The 17,291-nt window shown below is 69.8% G+C and carries 14 protein-coding genes; 9 read left to right on the top strand and 5 right to left on the bottom strand.

Annotated elements, in window-relative coordinates; all coding sequences use genetic code 11:
* Nucleotides 1-5 precede the first annotated feature (5 nt).
* Both O3I_RS19415 and O3I_RS19410 read right to left on the bottom strand, forming a co-directional pair.
* Nucleotides 6-503, bottom strand: a complete 498-nt coding sequence (locus tag O3I_RS19415; protein ID WP_014984664.1) for a hypothetical protein — start codon at nucleotides 501-503, stop codon at nucleotides 6-8.
* A gap of 75 nt (nucleotides 504-578) precedes the next feature.
* On the bottom strand, nucleotides 579-1,508 hold the full coding sequence (locus O3I_RS19410) for a LysR family transcriptional regulator (RefSeq protein ID WP_014984663.1): 930 nt from the start codon (nucleotides 1,506-1,508) through the stop codon (nucleotides 579-581).
* Between the two features lie 120 nt (nucleotides 1,509-1,628).
* On the opposite strand from O3I_RS19410, the gene O3I_RS19405 reads away from it, so the two are divergent.
* A complete protein-coding gene (locus O3I_RS19405) occupies nucleotides 1,629-2,900 on the top strand; it encodes an MFS transporter (protein ID WP_014984662.1) in 1,272 nt (423 codons plus the stop codon).
* Here O3I_RS19405 and O3I_RS19400 read toward each other — a convergent pair.
* Nucleotides 2,816-4,321 carry a YfcC family protein gene (locus tag O3I_RS19400; protein WP_014984661.1) on the bottom strand — a complete coding sequence of 502 codons (1,506 nt, stop codon included), beginning with the start codon at nucleotides 4,319-4,321 and terminating at the stop codon, nucleotides 2,816-2,818. The genes O3I_RS19405 and O3I_RS19400 overlap by 85 nt on opposite strands.
* Before the next feature lie 250 nt (nucleotides 4,322-4,571).
* Here O3I_RS19400 and O3I_RS19395 point away from each other — a divergent pair, with 250 nt between their 5' ends.
* Nucleotides 4,572-6,161 (top strand): ABC-F family ATP-binding cassette domain-containing protein, encoded by a 1,590-nt coding sequence (locus O3I_RS19395; RefSeq protein WP_014984660.1) that lies wholly within the window; start codon nucleotides 4,572-4,574, stop codon nucleotides 6,159-6,161.
* A gap of 48 nt (nucleotides 6,162-6,209) precedes the next feature.
* Here the strand turns inward: O3I_RS19395 and O3I_RS19390 are convergent, their stop codons facing one another.
* Both O3I_RS19390 and O3I_RS19385 read right to left on the bottom strand, forming a co-directional pair.
* Nucleotides 6,210-7,262 (bottom strand): alpha/beta fold hydrolase, encoded by a 1,053-nt coding sequence (locus O3I_RS19390; protein WP_014984659.1) that lies wholly within the window; start codon nucleotides 7,260-7,262, stop codon nucleotides 6,210-6,212.
* 128 nt (nucleotides 7,263-7,390) lie between these two features.
* The gene (locus tag O3I_RS19385; RefSeq protein WP_014984658.1) at nucleotides 7,391-10,102 is read right to left on the bottom strand and encodes an AAA family ATPase; all 2,712 of its coding nucleotides are present in this window, start codon (nucleotides 10,100-10,102) and stop codon (nucleotides 7,391-7,393) included.
* Nucleotides 10,103-10,234: 132 nt separating this feature from the next.
* Here O3I_RS19385 and O3I_RS19380 point away from each other — a divergent pair, with 132 nt between their 5' ends.
* The 7 genes from O3I_RS19380 to O3I_RS19355 all read left to right on the top strand — a co-directional run bounded on the left by O3I_RS19380 (nucleotide 10,235) and on the right by O3I_RS19355 (nucleotide 17,172).
* Complete coding sequence (locus tag O3I_RS19380; RefSeq protein WP_014984657.1) at nucleotides 10,235-10,663, top strand: hypothetical protein; 429 nt, start codon at nucleotides 10,235-10,237, stop codon at nucleotides 10,661-10,663.
* Nucleotides 10,664-10,726: 63 nt separating this feature from the next.
* Nucleotides 10,727-10,849: a hypothetical protein gene (locus O3I_RS46805; RefSeq protein WP_272944300.1), complete on the top strand. Its 123-nt coding sequence runs from the start codon at nucleotides 10,727-10,729 to the stop codon at nucleotides 10,847-10,849.
* 54 nt (nucleotides 10,850-10,903) lie between these two features.
* On the top strand, nucleotides 10,904-12,097 hold the full coding sequence (locus O3I_RS19375; protein WP_014984656.1) for a PucR family transcriptional regulator: 1,194 nt from the start codon (nucleotides 10,904-10,906) through the stop codon (nucleotides 12,095-12,097).
* 156 nt (nucleotides 12,098-12,253) lie between these two features.
* Complete coding sequence (lpdA, locus tag O3I_RS19370) at nucleotides 12,254-13,702, top strand: dihydrolipoyl dehydrogenase (protein WP_014984655.1); 1,449 nt, start codon at nucleotides 12,254-12,256, stop codon at nucleotides 13,700-13,702.
* Nucleotides 13,703-13,711: 9 nt separating this feature from the next.
* The gene (gene pdhA, locus O3I_RS19365; protein ID WP_014984654.1) at nucleotides 13,712-14,803 is read left to right on the top strand and encodes a pyruvate dehydrogenase (acetyl-transferring) E1 component subunit alpha; all 1,092 of its coding nucleotides are present in this window, start codon (nucleotides 13,712-13,714) and stop codon (nucleotides 14,801-14,803) included.
* Nucleotides 14,804-14,839: 36 nt separating this feature from the next.
* Nucleotides 14,840-15,823 carry an alpha-ketoacid dehydrogenase subunit beta gene (locus O3I_RS19360; protein WP_014984653.1) on the top strand — a complete coding sequence of 328 codons (984 nt, stop codon included), beginning with the start codon at nucleotides 14,840-14,842 and terminating at the stop codon, nucleotides 15,821-15,823.
* Nucleotides 15,824-15,825: 2 nt separating this feature from the next.
* Nucleotides 15,826-17,172, top strand: a complete 1,347-nt coding sequence (locus O3I_RS19355; protein WP_014984652.1) for a dihydrolipoamide acetyltransferase family protein — start codon at nucleotides 15,826-15,828, stop codon at nucleotides 17,170-17,172.
* Nucleotides 17,173-17,291 lie beyond the last annotated feature (119 nt).

The raw sequence follows: 17,291 nt of genomic DNA, 5'->3' as shown, positions 1-17,291 counted from the left end.
GCACTTCAGTCGTCGATCCGGAAGTACGTCAGATCGAAGTCGTGCTCCCACTCGACGCCGTCGGCCGACTTCTCCCAGGCACCGGATATCTGGTTCCCATCGGCGCTGAACGTGCCCGAATAACGTTGGGAGAAGCCGGGTTCCATCCGCCACATGTGCAGGACACCGCCATCCAGGCTCATCTGATAGGTGCGGCTGACACCACGCGAATCGTAGTGATGCCGGACGAACAAGCCATCCCGGTCGAGGCCGATGATCACGATCGTGTCCGGCGCCATCGGATTGTCGATGACCGAGTGCTCGACCAGGAACTGCTTGGTCTTCATCCATTCGAACGTCGTCGTGCCGCTGCGGTCCTTGACGGCCGGGGTGCCCGGGCCGAAGAAGCCCGGCGCGAACGACGCCTCCACCTGCCACCGGCCGACCAACGGTTCCAGCCGGTAGAGCGCGGTATCCCTGCTGTCCGGGATGTCCGATGGTTGCGGATCCTGGGTAGTGGTCATTGCGCCTCCTGCTCGTCGGTGTTCCCTCGAGTAGACGCCGCCGCGCACCGGAAATCATCGGTGCGGTTCCGCGTGTCACCGCACTGCCCAGGTCGGGCGCCAGGCATCCGCGGGGACCGGGGGCAGACTGCCGACGTGGTCGAGGACGCCGCGCAGTCCCGGATGCGGATTCGCCGCGGCCACGATGAGCGACAGCGGGTAGACGAGGGCCGGATTCGCGAGCGGGATGCGGCGCAGGTCGTAGTGCGCGGGCCAGAGGTACCGGTCCCGCGCGCCGACGAGGGTCGCCACGTCCGCCGAATCCGCCAGAATGTCGAGCAGTACCTCGTTGCCGAAATTCGGCCCGGCGGCGTCGATGCGCAAATCGAAGTGCGTGGCGAGCTGATCGTAGAAGTCCGCCCATTCGCTGCGCACCGCGATGCCCGGCACCCAGATCCGGTGCTTGCGCAACTGAGCCGGGGTCAGCGTACGTGCGGCGGCGAGCGGATGCCGCGGTCCGGCAAGCAGTTCCAGCCGCGAGTCGAAGGCGTGGATCATCCGCACGTCGTCCGGCAGGGTCGCGGGATCGGTGACCGAACGGAACGTGGCATCGATCTCACCCGCCCGCACGGCGGCCACCGCGACGCGCGGGTCGTCGACCTTGAGGGTCACGACGTCCAAGACGATTTCGGGGTGTGCGCGCCAATAGTCGTGCAGGACAACGGCTTGCGCCGAGCGCAGGCCGAGCACGTCGATCCGCAGTGCGCGCGATCCCGGTTCGATCGCGGCCACCGCCCGGTCGACGCTCGTGATGATCGTGCGCGCGTGCGGGAGGAAGGCCTGACCGTCGAGGGTCAGCTCGACGCCGCGTGCGGTCCGGGTGAACAACCGGACGCAGAGGGCGCGCTCCAGCGCGGCGATGCGCTTGGACACGGCCTGCTGTGTCACGCCGAGTTCGTCGGCCGCCTGCTGCAGTTGGCCGAGCTCGGCCGCGCGGACGAACGATCGGACCGCCTCGGTATCCATGAACCCACCCTAGGTGCACACAACTGCTGGTTGTGGCTCGCCGAAGCACCGGTTGTTTGATCTGCCGCGGCCCCGGCTGCTGTGATCCCAGACCCGAGGGCCGGTTGTCGAGGGAGTGAGATGCACGCACGGTTGGGACGCGATTTCGGTTGGCTGTGGTCGGCCTACGCGGTCAGCACCTACGGCACCTGGCTGGCGTTCGGTGCCTTTCCACTGCTCGCGGTGCGGGTACTGGACTCCACGGCCTTCGCCGTCGCGCTGCTGGAGGCGTCCGGGCTCGCCGTCGCGGCGGTCGTCGCGTTCGGGCTCGGGCCCTGGGTCGAGCATCGGAACAAGCAGCCGGTGATGATAGCGATGGACCTGGTCCGGTTCGGCGCGCTGGCCAGCGTGCCGGTCGCGTATGTCCTCGGCGCGCTGACCTACGGACAACTGCTGGTCGTATCGGTGGTCTCCGGCACCGCGGGCCTCGCTTTCGCCGCCGCCTCCGGGGCCTATCTGAAACATCTGGTGCGCAGCGATGAATTGCTCGTTGCCGGCAGCAGATTCGAAGGGACGAGCTGGGTGGCGACCGCGGTCGGGCCGCCGCTGGGGGGTGCGCTGATCGGGGTGTTCGGCCCGGTCGTCACGATCACCACCGACGCGGTCAGCTTTCTGCTGTCCGCGTGCGCCGTGCGCCGGATCCGTGGCGGCGATATCGCCACGCCGCGCGCCGAGCCACCGCGAACCGGCCTGCTCACCGGCTGGCGTTACATCCGACGGGACCGGGTCCTGGTGCGCTTGTTCCTCAACTCGATCTCGGTCAGCGGCTTGATCATGGCAGGCGTCCCGCTGCTGTCGGTCCTGTTGCTCGGCGAATATCACTTCCCCGCATGGCAATACGGTCTTGCTTTCGGGATTCCGGCACTCGGCGGTTTCGTCGGCGCGCGCCTGTCAGGCCACCTGGCCCGCCGCTACGGCGAGCAGCGGGTCATGCTCGTCTCCGGCTGGTTGCGGTCGGTCTTCCCGCTCGGCCTGGCCTTCGTCCAGCCGGGAATTCCCGGACTGCTCACCGTGATCGGCGTCGAGGCGCTCTTGATCGCGTGCATGGGTGTCTTCAATCCGCTCTACGCGACCGCCCGGCTGCGGCGCACACCCCGGGACCACGCCGCCCGCGTGCTGAGCACCTGGAATGCCTGCGCGAAATTGTTGCAGGCAACCCTGATGATGCTCTGGGGCGTGCTCGCCACCTGCACCGGCCCGCACACCGCGATCACGATCTCCGGCGTGCTGCTGCTCGCCACCCCGCTGCTGCTGCCCTCGGCCGCCGACTACCGGAGCAAGGCGCCGAGCGCGAGGAACCCACAGATCAGCACGCCCAAGATGCCGAGCAGCGGGGCCACGAACCGCACGTAGCGGTCGTAGCGCACCTTCGCCAGGGCGAGACCGCCGGTCACCACCGCCGTGGTCGGGGTGACCAGATTGGCCCAGCCCGACGCCGACTGCCACGCGGTGACCACAAGGGAGCGTGGCACATTCGCGAAATCGGCGAGTGGCGCCATGATCGGCATGACCAGCGTGGCATGGCCGGAGCTGGAGGGAATCAGGAAACCCAGCGGCACGTTCACCAGAAACACCGTGACCGCGAACACCGTCGACGAGGTACCGGTCACCAGGCCTTCCAGGGAATGCAGTGCGGTGCTGGTGATTTCGGTGTTGTTCATGATGACGGTCACGCCCCGTGCCAGCACGATCACCAGACCCGCGCCGACGAAGTCACCGAAACCCTTGCCGATGGCCTCGGACACCCTGTTCTCCCCCAGCCCGCCGACCAGTCCCACCACCACCGCGCCCAACAGGAACAGCGCGGTGAGTTCGGGGAAATACCAACCCAATTGCCAGCGGTAGCGCTCGGCGCCGGGTCCGTCGATCACCTCCGCCCACGGGATGATCGCGAAGATCATGAACGCGAAAGTCGCTGCCACCAACCAGAGCACCGCTTGCTGACGCCGGGTCAGCGGGTCAGGGCGATGGTCGTCGGCCGATCCTTCGCGGTCGCCGGGTTGCCAACCGGACCAGGACTTCGCCGGATCGCGTTTGACCCGCTCCGCGTACCGGAGCACATAGCCGACGGTGACGGCGGTGAGCACCACCAGCATCGCGAGCCGGAGCCCGATCCCCTCGCCGAGGGGCACGCCGGCCGCCGAGGACGCCGTGCCGGTGGCGAACGGATTCACCGTCGAGCACAGCATGCCGACGCCGGCGCCGCAGATGATCGTGCCCACCGCCGTCATCCGGTCGTAGCCGAGCGCCAGCAGCAACGGCACCAGCAGTGCGTAGCAGCCGAGCGTTTCCTCCGCGAAGCCCTCGACCGTGCCCGCGATCGCGAACACCAGCATGACGCCGACGATCAGCAGCGCGGACCGGTCACGTAGCCGATGGGCCAGTTGCCCGATCCCGCTGTCGAGGGCGCCGGTCGCGAAGGCGACGGTGATGAACGCGCCGACCGCCAGCACGAACAGGAAGACCGCGGCCGCGCCGTAGAGGTGACCGGTCAGGTCCGGACCGACCTGACCCGACCTGTCGTCCTGAATGCCGTAGAGACCGTTGACCGGTGCGAGGAACAGCTCCCGCAACCGCTCGCCGAACCCCTTGGCATCGATGACGCGGTGATAGGTCCCCGCGATCGGACGGCCGCGCGCATCGGTGTCGTAGGCCCCCGGCGGAATCACGAACGCCGCGAGCCACACCAGCAAGGCGACACCGGCGAGGATCGTGTAGGTCGAGGGAAAGAACCAGGTCTTCTGTGCCCGGCCGGCACGCACCGCTGGGTCCATGGCCGACATGGAACCATCCGCCACGGCCCCACCCCGGCAGCCGCGCCGGAAGCGTCGCTCGGGCGGCCGGCCCGCGACTGATAGGCTGAGCACGTGCTCATCGAGGTCGACAGACGCTAGCCGCCCGGTCGAAGGCGGCGCTCCTCATACACGTGCTCGTTCGAGTACGGCCGCGCCCTTCGCCGGCAGCCACAGGAATCTGTTCTCACCTCGCTGCCGCTCGCTCGCGAGCAGGAAGAGCCACTGACGCATGTCCATCACCTCGGCAATCGCTCTGCACCAACTGACGTTCGAATGGCCGGACGGCTCCGTCGCCCTCGCCGGCGTCGACGGCGCCTTCACCACCGGTCGCACCGGTTTGGTCGGCCGCAACGGCGCGGGCAAGTCGACCCTGCTGCGCCTGATCGCCGGACAACTCACCCCGACGTCCGGGCGCATCGAAACCACCGGCGATGTCGGATACCTACCGCAGACCCTCACCCTCGGACGCGACGCCACCATCGCCCAACTGCTCGGCATCGCGGACGAACTCGCCGCGCTGCGCGCCATCGAGGCGGGCGAGAGCGACGCCGCGCATTTCGACACGATCGGCGACGACTGGGACATCGAGGCCCGGGCCGACGAGGCGCTACACGAAATAGGTTTCGGCGCAGCCGATCTCGATCGCACCGTCGGTGCGATCTCCGGCGGCCAGGCGGTCCTCGTCGCGATCACCGGCCTGCGCGTCCAGCGCAAGCCGATCACGCTGCTCGACGAGCCGACCAACAATCTCGATCGCGAAACTCGCGCCCAGCTCACCGCGTTCGTCGACGCGTGGCCGGGCACCCTCGTGGTGGTGAGTCACGATCTCGAACTGCTCGAGCACATGGACGCCACCGCCGAATTGCACGGCGCGACCCTGGACGTGTTCGGCGGCCCCTACAGCGCTTGGCGCGACTACGTCGAGCAACAGCAGGCGGCCGCGACCCAGGCGGCCCGGACCGCCGAGCAGGCGCTGAAAGTCGAGAAACGCCAACGCATCGAGGCCGAGACCAAGCTGGCCCGGCGCGAACGCACGGGCCGCGCGACACAGCAGCACGGGGGTATACCGCGCATCCTGGCGGGCAACCGTGCCAGCAAGGCACAGGCCTCGGCCGGCGCCATGCGCACCACACTGGACGCCAAAGTTCGTGCGGCCCAAGAGGTGCTGGACGCCGCCGCGGCGCGGGTCCGCTCCGACGAGCACATCCACCTGGACCTGCCCGATCCCGACGTGCCCCGCAGCAGGCGCATCGCGGAACTGCGCGACGGCGATCGCGGCGTCACGATCCAGGGGCCGGAGCGGGTCGCCGTGATCGGGCCCAACGGCGCGGGCAAGTCCACGCTCATCGAGGATCTCGTGCACGGCCGGCGACCGGAGCGCGGCGTCCTGTTGACCGATCGCGTCGGATACCTCCCGCAACGCCTGGACGGCTTGGACGAGCAAGCCAGCGCGATCGAGAACGTGCACGCGGTGGCCGTCACCACCCCGCCCGGCACCATTCGCAATCAGCTGGCCCGGCTGCTGCTGCGCGGCGCCGCGGCCGAACGCCCGGTGTCGAGCCTGTCCGGCGGTGAGCGTTTCCGAGTCTCGCTGGCGCGCTTGCTGCTCGCCGACCCGCCGGTCCAGTTGCTGATCCTCGACGAGCCGACCAACAACCTCGACATCGCCTCTGTCGACCAGCTCGTCGAGGCCCTGGCCGACTATCGCGGCGCGCTCTTGGTGGTCAGCCACGACTATCCGTTCCTGCGGCGGATCGGCATCGACACCGTCGTCGCACTCGACGCCGACGGCCGTTTCCAGCCGCACGCCTCGCTGTAGCGCGCGGTGACCGGCGGTCTCGCGACCGAGGCCGCCGGTTCTACCGTGTCACAGTCGGTCGGCGTCGATGATCGCCTGCGCGAAGGGCTGTGGCGCCTCCTGCGGGACGTTGTGCCCGATGCCGTCCAGCACCCGGTGTTCGTGCTTGCCGATGTACTTGTCGCGGTACGGTTTTCCGTCCTTGGCGGCACCGTCGAAGTCGCTGCCGATGGTGATCGCCGGGACCGTGATCACCGGGCCGGTGGCGAGTTGCTGTTCGTACTCGTCGTATCGGGCCTCGCCGGAAGCCAGGCTCAACCGCCAGCGGTAGTTGTGGATCACGATCTCGGCGTGGTCGGGATTGTCGAACGCGGCCGCGCTGCGGTCGAAGGTGGCGTCGTCGAAGTTCCACTGCGGGGAGGCCCGCCGCCAGATCAGCTTGTTGAACTCGTGGCGATTGCGGGTGTATCCGACGCGACCACGCTCGGTCGCGAAGTAGTACTGATACCACCAGCCCAGTTCGGCTTCCGGCGCGAGCGGCTGCTGCTGTGCCGCCTGCTGGGTGATGAGGTAGCCGCTCACCGCGACGATCGCCTTGCACCGCTGCGGCCACAGCGCGGCGATGATGTCGACCGTTCTTGCGCCCCAGTCGAATCCGCCCAGTACCGCCTGATCGATCCGCAATGCGTCCATGAAGTCGACGATGTCGCGGGCGATCGCCGACTGCTGCCCGTTGCGCACCGCCTGCGGTGACCGGAAGGTCGTCGGGCCGTAGCCGCGCAGGAACGGGACCAGCACCCGATATCCGGCCGCGGCCAGCAGCGGTCCGACATCGGCGAAGCTGTAGGGGTCGTAGGGCCACCCGTGCAGCAGGATGACGGGTCGGCCGGTACTCGGCCCGAATTCGGCATAGCCGATGTTCAGGGCGCCTGCTTCGATTTGTTTGATCGGGCCGAGCGTGGTGTGGGCACCCGAGCCCGCCCGCAGCTCCGCGCCGGGCGACGCCGGCGTGGTGGCCGAGCTCGCGGCCGGATCGGTGGCGCAGGCGCTCAGCGTGGCCACGGCCAGGCTCGTCGCGCCCACGGCCAGCGCCCCACCGAAGAATCGTCTGCTGATATCCATCTGAGCTCCTCGTCCCTGGTCCGATACGCGGTCGGGACCAGGGCCTGCACCTCGGCACCGTCCGCATCGCCGACGTTAGGCAGTGCGCCGGTGCGGCGGCGAGCGTCAGATGACGTAATCGGTGTCGGTCACGTCTGATCGGGCGTGGTGTCGTTCAGGCCCGGGAGCAGTGCGGCGAGGTCGCCTCGTGCGCTGATGCCGAGCTTCGGGAAGATGCGATGCAGATGCGTGCTGACCGTTCGATGCGAGAGGAACAGCCGCTGCCCGATCTCCCGATTGGTCAGACCCTGCGCCGCCAATTGGGCGATGCTCAGCTCGTGCGGCGTAAGCCGTTCCCGGGCCGCCGGGCTGCGATCCGGACTCGATTCCCCGGCGCCGCGCAGTTCCACCCGGGCCCGTTCGCTCCACGCGGTGAAGCCCAGTGCGTCGAAAATGTCACGGGCCGTACGCAACTGGGTGCGTGACTCGACGATCCGGCGCTGCCGCCGCAACCATTCACCGAACGCCAGGTGCACCCGGCCCCGCTCACCCGGCCAGCCGGTGAGATCCGCGGACAGCGCTGCCGCGAACCGCTCCTCGACCGCTGCGGTCGCGAATACCGCTTGCGCGTAACGCATTCCGATCGCCAGCGCAGGCGACGGCGTCACCGCCGCAATCGGTGCCAACTCGCGTATCAGGTCGTGCACCGCCTCGACCCGCCCCGCCCGCACGGCCGCCTCGGCCAGCTCGGTCAGGAAGTACGCGCGCAAGAACGGCGCGTGCGCCGGGTCGCGCGGGTCGTGCAGCCGGAGCAGGTCGGCGCACGCGTCGTCGAATCGGCCCGTGCCGAGGGCGATGAGCCCGCGGGTGAGCTGCACGGTGGCCAGCACGGGACGCGCGCCCGCGGCGAGCCCGATCCGCTCCGCTTCCGCCACCAGTGCCGCCGCTTGCGGATGATCCCCACGCAGGGCGGCGATCTCGGCCTGCACCGCGATGGCCAGGCCGTGCATGAACGGCTGGCCGGTTTCGCGCGCCAGATCCACGGCCTCCGCGGCGACCGGGGCGGCTGCCGCGAGATCACCCAGCCGGGCCAGGCTCCAGGACTGCACGGTCAGCGCGCGCGGGAGCAGACCCAACTGCCCCGCGTCCCGCAGTCCGGGTGCGGCGGCCGCGGCGAACCGGGCGGCCAGGTCGAACGCGCCCACCTGCAGCGCGGCACTACCGAGAAACCGATCCACCTCCGGATCCCGGCCCGTGTGCGCCGCCAACCCGCGCAGCCGCTCGATCACGCGTGCGCCGCGATCGAACGGCGCCACATACGCGTTGATCGCGACCATGCGCGGATCCTCGTCCGGAATCGGCAGCGCATCGGCGACCGCGAGCAGGGCCCGGCGGGTCTCGGGGCCGGGCTCGACCCAGAAGCACCGCATGGCCGCGCCCCACAGAATCCGCAGGGCGGCGTCGGTGTACCCCGCAGCCGCGACAGTGGATGCGAGCGCAGCCAATTCGCCGACCCGCGCGGGGCTTTCGCGTACCCCGTCGTCGAAACCGCTGAGCAGCCAGTTGGCGGTGGCCTGGTGGCGCGGCGTCAGCGGTAACGCGCGAGCGGCCGCGACCAGCCGTTCGGCGCTATCGCGGCGACCGGCATCGACCGCCGCTTCGGCGGCCCGCAACAGCCGGTCCGCCCGCCCGCCGGGGGTATCGCTCAGTGCCGCGGCACGTTCCAGCGCGGCGACCGCGCCGGCGCGGTGCCGGGCCTGCTCGGCAGCCTGCTCCAGCTCGACCGCGAGGTGCTCGTCGGGGCCGAGCGTGCCCGCCGCTCGGTGCCGAATCCGCCGGTCCGGCGCGGCATCGAGCGCATCGGCCAGGGCGAGGTGGGCACGGCGGCGTTCCTGCGCCGAGGCCGCGGCGGCGACCGCCGACCGTTGCAGCGGATGCCGGAATGTCACCGTGCCGGAATCCATTTCGACGAGTCCGGCCGTCCGCGCGGGTGTGAGGATTTCGGGGTCGGCCGGGGATCCCGCCAGAATGCTTACGGCGGCCAATGTTTCGGCGATCGAGTCGCTCTCGTTGAGCGCCGCGACGAGCAACGCGGACCTGCTCTCGGGCGGCAGCTCCACACTCCGCGCGGAAAAGGCCCGCTCGAGGCGTTCCGTCAAGGGCATCGGCCCGGTCAGATCCACTGTCGCCGTTGCCAGTTCGCTCAGTGCGAGTGGATTCCCCTGTGCCGCTGCCAGTACTCGGCGGCGGACCGGCGCGGCCAGATCCGGTGCGGCACTGTCCAACAGTGCCGCGGCGTCGTCGTCGGCCAACCCGCCGAGCCGCATCGGGGTCAGCCCCGAGTCGGCGAGCGGGGTGCCGCCCGCGCGCGACGTCACGACCAGCGCGAGCGGCTCGGCCTCGATCCGGCGCGCGAGGAACGCGAGCACCTCGGCGCTGGCCGGATCGAGCCAGTGCACGTCTTCGGCGATGATCAACAGTGGACGATCGGCGGCCGCGTCCGCCAACAGCGTCAGCGCGGCCAGCCCGACCAGATAGCCGTTCGGCGCACCCGGGGCATCCGACATTCCGAGCGCGCTCGCCAGCGCCGCGGACTGCGGCGCCGGGAGTTCGCCGAAACCCCGGCGCAGGGGGTACAGCAGGCGTTGCAGCCCCGCGTACGCCGAGTTCAGCTCGGCCTCGGCCCCAGCGGTGCGCAATACCCGCAGCCCCGCCACGGCCGCGGCGGCGACCGTCTCCTCGATCAGGGCCGACTTCCCGATACCGGGCTCCCCCTCGACCAGGATGCCGGACTGCTCACCGGGCCCGTCCACGAGTGCGCGCAGCGCCTTCAGCTCGGTGTCTCGGCCGAACATCGGCATGCCGCGGTACCCCTTTCGCCAGGTCCGCGTCGATCCGCAGGCCCGCCCGCGACCCTACCGAACCGCGATTACGTCACCGGCAGCGTCATCTGACCGATTCGGCGACGCCGCCGCGACAGCCATCGTCGAAGCATGGCTATCGTTCGTTTCCACCTCCTGTCCACCCTGGCACCGGCACAGGTCCGGCATGTGCTCACCGATTTCGGGCCGTCCCGCCCACAGGCGTGGCCGAGCATCGACGCCGAGCATTTCGTCGTCCACGAGCGCGGCGACAGCTGGGCCGAGGTGACCGAGGGCACCGCCGCGGCCTGGGAACGCGCCCGCTACGAGTGGGATCCGGCGGGCGACACCGTCACCGTCACGACGCTCGACTCGAAGCTCTTCGGTCCCGGCGGCGGCTGGGTCTTCCGGCTCACCCCCGACGAGCACGGCACGCGCGTCGACGTCGAGCTGACCCGCACGCCGCACGCGTTCAAAGCCAAGGTCCTCGCCGCACTGCTCCCGCTGGTGGGCCCGGCCTCGCTGCGCAAGTCGTTCGCCCGCCCTTTGCAGGCCAGGTGACGACCGCGCGCACTGCACCCGCCCGGTCCGAAAGTTCGCTGTAAGACAACGGAGTTGATCGACATGCTTTTCGCACTGAAGCCCGACCTGTCCACCATCGCGACCGTTTTCACGGGTCCGGTCGCCGCGTGGCTCTGGGCCGAGACCGCCCTCCTCCACGGCGTGCCGCACCAAAGCACCTGGTGACTCGCTTCCGTGCAGCCGGAAAGGGTGCATACCGGGCGGCGTAGGTTGATGCCTATGGCAGCACCCAAGCACACCGGCCCGACGCCGGGCATCCGGCGACTGGCCGCGGTGTGCCGGACCGAGGTTCCGGTGCTGACGCGGCGGCTGATGGCGGCGATCTTCACCGATATCCCCGAGTGGACGGATTACTCACCCGTCAGCCGCGAGGATCTGCGCAACGGCTGCCGCAGCTATCTGACCCGGGTGCTGGACCTGCTCGCCGGCGATGTCACCGTGCCGGACCGTGACGATGTCGCCGCCGCCATCGGCCGCAACCGCGCGGCGCAAGGCGTGCCGCTGGAGGTGATGCTGCGGACGTTCCGGCTAGGCGGCCAGATCGTCTGGGAGGCACTGCTCGACCACGCCGACGACCTGGCACCGGGTGAGTTCCGCGAGATCGGCGCGGCGACCTGGTCGGTCATCGACGGCATGTCCTCGGCGCTGGTCACCTCCTACCGCAATACCGAACTCGAGCAGGTCCGCCGGGACGAGCGCCGCAGGCACGGGTTGATCGAAGATCTGCTGGCCGGCCGCGCACACGACGCGACCTTCGCCGCGCGCGCCGCCCGCGAACTGAACCTGCCCACCCACGGCGCCTACCTCATGGTCGCGGTGCGCGGCCGGCCGGCCGTGCAGCTCGGTACCGAGACCGCGTTGGCGGCGTTGGGTATTCGCTCGGTGTGGCACGATCGGGTGGACGCCACGGTCGGCCTGGTTTCACTCGAGCGGCACGACAGTTCCACTGTGCTGCAACAGATCCGGCCGCGGCTCCGCGGCGGGGCCGCGGCCTCGCCCCCGGTGCCGGGGCTGGCCCAGATCGATACCGCGCACGCGCTGGCGATGCTCGCCTTGGAGACATTGCCCACGGACGCACAGGGTTTGGTTCTACTCGAGGAGCGCTACCCCGAGGCGATGCTGTTGCGCTCCCCCGATCTCACCGAACTGCTGGTGACGCGCACGCTCGGACCGGTGCTCGCCCTTCCCGAGCGGGAACGCGAGATCCTGCTGGAGACGCTGGCCGCCTGGCTGGCCGAGAACTGTTCGGCCGCCAATGCCGCGCCGCTGCTGCACTGCCACCGCAACACCGTCATCAACCGGCTGCAGCGCATCGCCACGCTGCTGGGCCGTCCGCTCGAGGGCCAACGCGCCTATCTCGAGCTGTCGCTCGCGCTGGCGGCAGTCGAGCTGGGTGCGGCCGAATCGGACTGAGCGGCCCGCAGCGATTGTGCGCTGCGCCCATTTTCGCGCCCCGATTTCTGGGCTTCCGGCAAATTGCTTGGGCAATCGCGGCCCACAAGACTCGAGAGAACGACCCGCGCCACAACCCGGCCGGGTCGCTAATCGTCGAGATGAGGAGCACCACGAGTGCCGGAATTCGATCTACTGGTGATCGGCGGCGGACCGGGCGGCTACGTGGCCGCGATCCGGGGCGCGCAGCGCGGACTCCGGGTCGGCTTGGTGGAGAAGGAGCGCCCGGGCGGCGTCTGCCTGAACTGGGGCTGCATCCCGACCAAGGCGATGCTGCGTTCCGCCGAGGTCTTCCACACCCTCACCGCCGCAGCGGAATTCGGCGTCTACGCCGACAATGTGCGCTTCGACTTCGCGGCCGTGCGGCAGCGTAAGGACGGAGTCGTCAAGGAACTCACCGACGGCGTCGCCGGCCTGCTGAAGGCCAACGGCGTGACGGTCATCGAGGGCCATGCCCGGTTCGTCGGGCCGACCACGGTCGAGGTGCACGAGACCGGCGCGTCCCCCATCTTCGAGGGCGGTCCCCGCTACGCCGCCGCGCCGGGCGCGCCGGTGCGCCAGGTCAGCGCGCAGGACGTGATCGTCGCCACCGGCTCGGTGCCCGCGCTGCTGCCGATTCCCGGAGCCGACCTGCCCGGTGTCGTCACCTCCGACGGCGCGTTCGGGCTCACCGACGTGCCGCGACGCCTGGTGGTCATCGGCGGCAGTGCGGTCGGCGCGGAATGGGCCAGCCTGTTCGCCACGTTCGGCAGCCAGGTCACCGTGGTGGAGATGCAGGATCGCCTCGTTCCGCTGGAGGACAAGGAGATCGGCGACGCGCTCGGCCGTTCCTTCCGCAAACGCGGTATCACCGTGCTCACCGGAGCCACTGTCACCGCGATCGCGCAGGACGACGGATTGCGGGTCTCGGTCGCCGGACCGAAGCCGCAGGACATCCCCGCCGACGTCGTACTGGTCGGGGTCGGCCGCCGGCCCAACACCGCGGACCTGGGTCTGGACATCGCCGGAATCGGCACGGACGCACGGGGTTTCATCGAGGTCGACGACCAGCTCCGGACCGGGGTCGAGCACGTCTACGCCATCGGCGACGTCACCGGCCGGGCACTGCTCGCCCATGTCGCCTCGCACCAGGGCCTCACCGCAGCCGACGTGATCGCCGGGCACGACGCGCACATCGACTACACGGTGATCCCGGCGGCCACCTTCACCCATCCGGAGATCGCGAGCGTCGGGTTGACCGAGGCGGCCGCGCGGGCGGCCGGCCACGAGGTGATCACCGCCAAGTTCCCGTTCGCGGCGCTGGGCCGGGCGAAAACCTTCGGCGACACCGAGGGCATCATGAAGATCGTTGCCGGGCAACAGCATCGGGAAGTGCTCGGCGTGCACATCATCGGTCCGTCGGCCAGCGACCTGATCACCGAGGGCGCGCTGGCCATCGCCCTGGAGGCGACGCTCGACGAGCTGGCCGACACCATTCACGCCCACCCCACCCTCGGCGAGATCGGCATGGAGACGGCGCTGGCCGGGCTCGGACTGCCGGTGCACATCGCGCCGCGTAAGCGTTAGGAGCCGCAGATGACCACCACGAGCGCTCCGCGCAAAACCACGCGGCGAACCACCAAGTCCGCGCCCGTCACCGCCGAATCCGCCTTCGCCACCGAAGATCCCGCGATCCTGCGCGGCCTGTTCCGCGACATGCTGTTCGTGCGGCGTTTCGAAGAGCGCACCGCGCAGAGCTACCAGCAGGCCAAGATCGGCGGCTACTGCCACCTGAACCTCGGCGAGGAAGCCACCGTGGTCGGCCTCGGCGCCGCGATGCGGCCCACCGACTACCTGTTCACCAACTACCGCGAGCACGGTTACGCGCTGGCCAAAGGCATCGAGCCGGGCCGGGTGATGGCCGAGCTGTACGGCCGCGCCACCGGCACTTCCAAGGGCTGGGGCGGCTCGATGCACATGTACGACACCGCGACCCGCCTGCTGGGCGGCTACGCCATTGTGGGCGGCCAGGTTCCGCTCGCCATCGGCGCGGCCCTGGCCATCGACTACCGCGGCGGGGACGACGTGGTGGTGTGCCAGATGGGCGAGGGCACCACCAATATCGGCGCGTTCCACGAATCGCTCAACATCGCCGCGCTGTGGCGGCTCCCGGTGGTCTTCCTGGTGATCAACAACCAGACCGGCATGGGCACCACGGTCGAGCACTCCTCGGCCGAGCCGGATCTGTGGAAGCGGGCCGCCGCCTACCGCATGCGCGGCGAACGGGTGGACGGCACCGACGTGCTCGCCGTGCGCGATATGGCGAGCGAGCTCATCGAAGCCGCACGCCGCGAAGGGAAACCGGCGCTACTGGAGGCGGTCAGCTACCGGCTCAAGGGCCACTCGGTGGTCGACCCGGCCAAATACCGCAGCACCGAAGCGGTGGCCACGGCGCGCGAACACGATCCGATCGCGCTGTGGCAGCACCGATTGCTCGCCGCCGACGTGCTCACCGATCAGTCGCTGGCCGAGATCGAACGGGAGGTGACCGAAAGCGTAGCCGCCGCGGTGGAATTCGCCGATGCGAGCCCGCACCCGGACCCGTCGAGCCTGTTCGACTACAACTACGCCACGCCGGTCCCGAGCGACTCCCGCCGTCTGCCCGCCGACCCGCTCTTCACCGTCTGAGGACCAACTGTGCCTACCCATCCCCCAGCGCCTGTCATGACCTATCGCGAAGCGCTGCGCGAAACCCTGCGTGAGGAGATGCGCCGCGACGACGACGTCTTCCTGATCGGGGAAGAGATCGGCGTCTTCGAAGGCTCCTACAAGATCACCGCCGGACTGCTCGCCGAATTCGGCGAGAAGCGAGTACGCGACACTCCGATCGCCGAAGAAGGTTTCGTCGGCGCCGCGATCGGCGCCGCCATGCTGGGCCTGCGCCCCGTGGTGGAGATCATGACGATCAACTTCTCACTGCTCGCGCTGGACCAGATCGTCAACCACGCCGCCAAGATCTACGGCATGTTCGGCGGGCAGACCAGCGTGCCCATGGTCATCCGCACGCCGGGCGGCGGCGGCCAGCAGCTCGGCGCGACGCATTCGCAGAACATCGAGCTGTACTACGCCTTCGTGCCCGGCTTGAAGGTGGTGGCGCCGAGCACGCCCGCCGATGCCCGCGCACTGCTCAAGGCCGCGATCGAGGACGACGATCCGGTCCTGTTCCTGGAGAACCTGTCGCTCTACAACACCAAGGGCGAAGTGCCGGTGGACCTTCCGGCCGCGCAGATCGGCAAGGCCGCGGTCACCCGGGCCGGCACCGACATCACGCTCATCGGCTACTCCCGGATGGCCACCGTCGCCACCCAGGTCGCCGAACGCCTTGCCGCCGAGGGTGTTTCCGCCGAAGTGATCGATCTGCGCAGCCTGCGCCCGCTGGACCGCGAGACGCTGATCGCGTCGGTGCGCAAGACCGGCTGCGCGGTCGTCGGCGAGGACGACTGGCTCACCTACGGGATCGGCGCCGAGATCGCGGCCTCGATCTCCGACGGCGCGTTCGACTACCTCGACGCCCCGGTTCGTCGCGTCGCGATGGCCGAGGTTCCGCTCCCCTACGCGAAACCGCTGGAGAAGCTCGCCCTGCCGTCCGCGGATTCGCTCTACACCGCCGCGGTGGAAACCCTTGCGGCCGTCGGCCGGAGGTCCTGACCATGCCCGAAATCACCATGCCCCGGCTCTCCGACACCATGGAGGACGGCGTCGTCTCCGCCTGGCTCAAGCAGGTCGGCGAGCAGATCACCCGCGGCGAGGTCGTCGCGGAGATCGAAACCGACAAGGCGCTCATGGAACTCGAGGCGTACGAGGACGGCGTGCTCGAACAGATCCTCGCCGCGCCGGGGGTGCGCGTGCCGATCGGCGAGCCCATCGCGATCGTCGGGGACGGTAGCGGCACTGCGCCACAGGCGAATTCGGCGGCCGTGGCGCAACCGGCGGATTCGGCTGCGGCGGCACAACCAGCCGAGACCGCTCCGGCGCAAGCCCGTCCGGCCGACCCGGTCCAGGAAACGCCTGCGGCGCAGAGCGATCCCACTGTCGGCGCGGACGACCGCAAGAAGTCGTCTCCCCTGGCTCGCAAGATCGCGCGGGAACTGGGGGTCGATCTCGCCGCGGTCGTCGGCACCGGCCCCGGCGGCCGGATCACCCGTCAGGACGTGGAAGCCGCGCACCGCCGGATCGCCGCATCCGGCACCACCGCCGCGCCCAGCCCTGCTGCCGCGCCCAGCCCAGCGACCGAGGCACCCGCCGTACCGGCTGCTCCCGCGCCCGCACCGAGTGTCGTTACCGCACAGCCTGTCCTGGCGACGGTCGACTACGAAGAGATCCCGCTCACCAACATTCAACGGGTCTCCGCGGTCCGGCTCACCGAGAGCAAGCAGCAGGCCCCGCACATCTACCTGACCACCGCGATCGACGTGACCGACCTGCTCGCCTTCCGCACGCAGCTCAACACGACGCTGGCGGCCGCGGACGAGGGCAAGGTCAGCCTCAACGACCTGCTGGTCAAGGCGGTTGCCACCACACTGCGCAAGGACCCTGCGGTCAATGTCAGCTTCGCGGGCGACAAGCTGCTGCGGCACAACGGGATTCATCTCGGTGTCGCGGTGGCCACCCCGGCGGGTCTGCTCGTGCCGGTACTGCGCGACGCGGATCGCAAGAGCGTTTCCGAGCTGGCGGCCGAGACCAGGGACAAGGCCGTGCGGGCGCGCGAGCGCAAGCTCCGCGCGGACGAGATGTCCGGCGGCACGTTCACCATCTCCAATCTCGGCATGTTCGGGATCGAGCAGTTCACCGCCGTCATCAATCCGCCGGAGTCCGCGATCCTCGCGGTCGGTGCGGCGGCCGACGAACTGCGCCTCGCCGACGGGGCGGTGGTGACACGCAAGATCCTGCGCGTCACCCTGTCCGCCGATCACCGCGCCATCGACGGCGCGGTCGCCGCCCAGTTCCTCGCCCACCTGAAGGAGCTGCTGGAGCAGCCGCTCCGCATCATCGCCTGATCCCCGAACCGCCCGCATCCCGCGCGCCCACCCACCGGCCACCGCAGGATGCGGGCGTTTTCGTGTGTCCGGAAGCCTTTCGGCCGTGGCCGCTTTCGCGCTCTGGCGCATCCGCGTCA

The organism is Nocardia brasiliensis ATCC 700358 (assembly GCF_000250675.2).
Taxonomy (GTDB): Bacteria; Actinomycetota; Actinomycetes; order Mycobacteriales; family Mycobacteriaceae; genus Nocardia; species Nocardia brasiliensis_B.
Note: the sequence above shows the minus strand (reverse complement) of the source record. Positions and strands in the feature narration are given on the sequence as shown.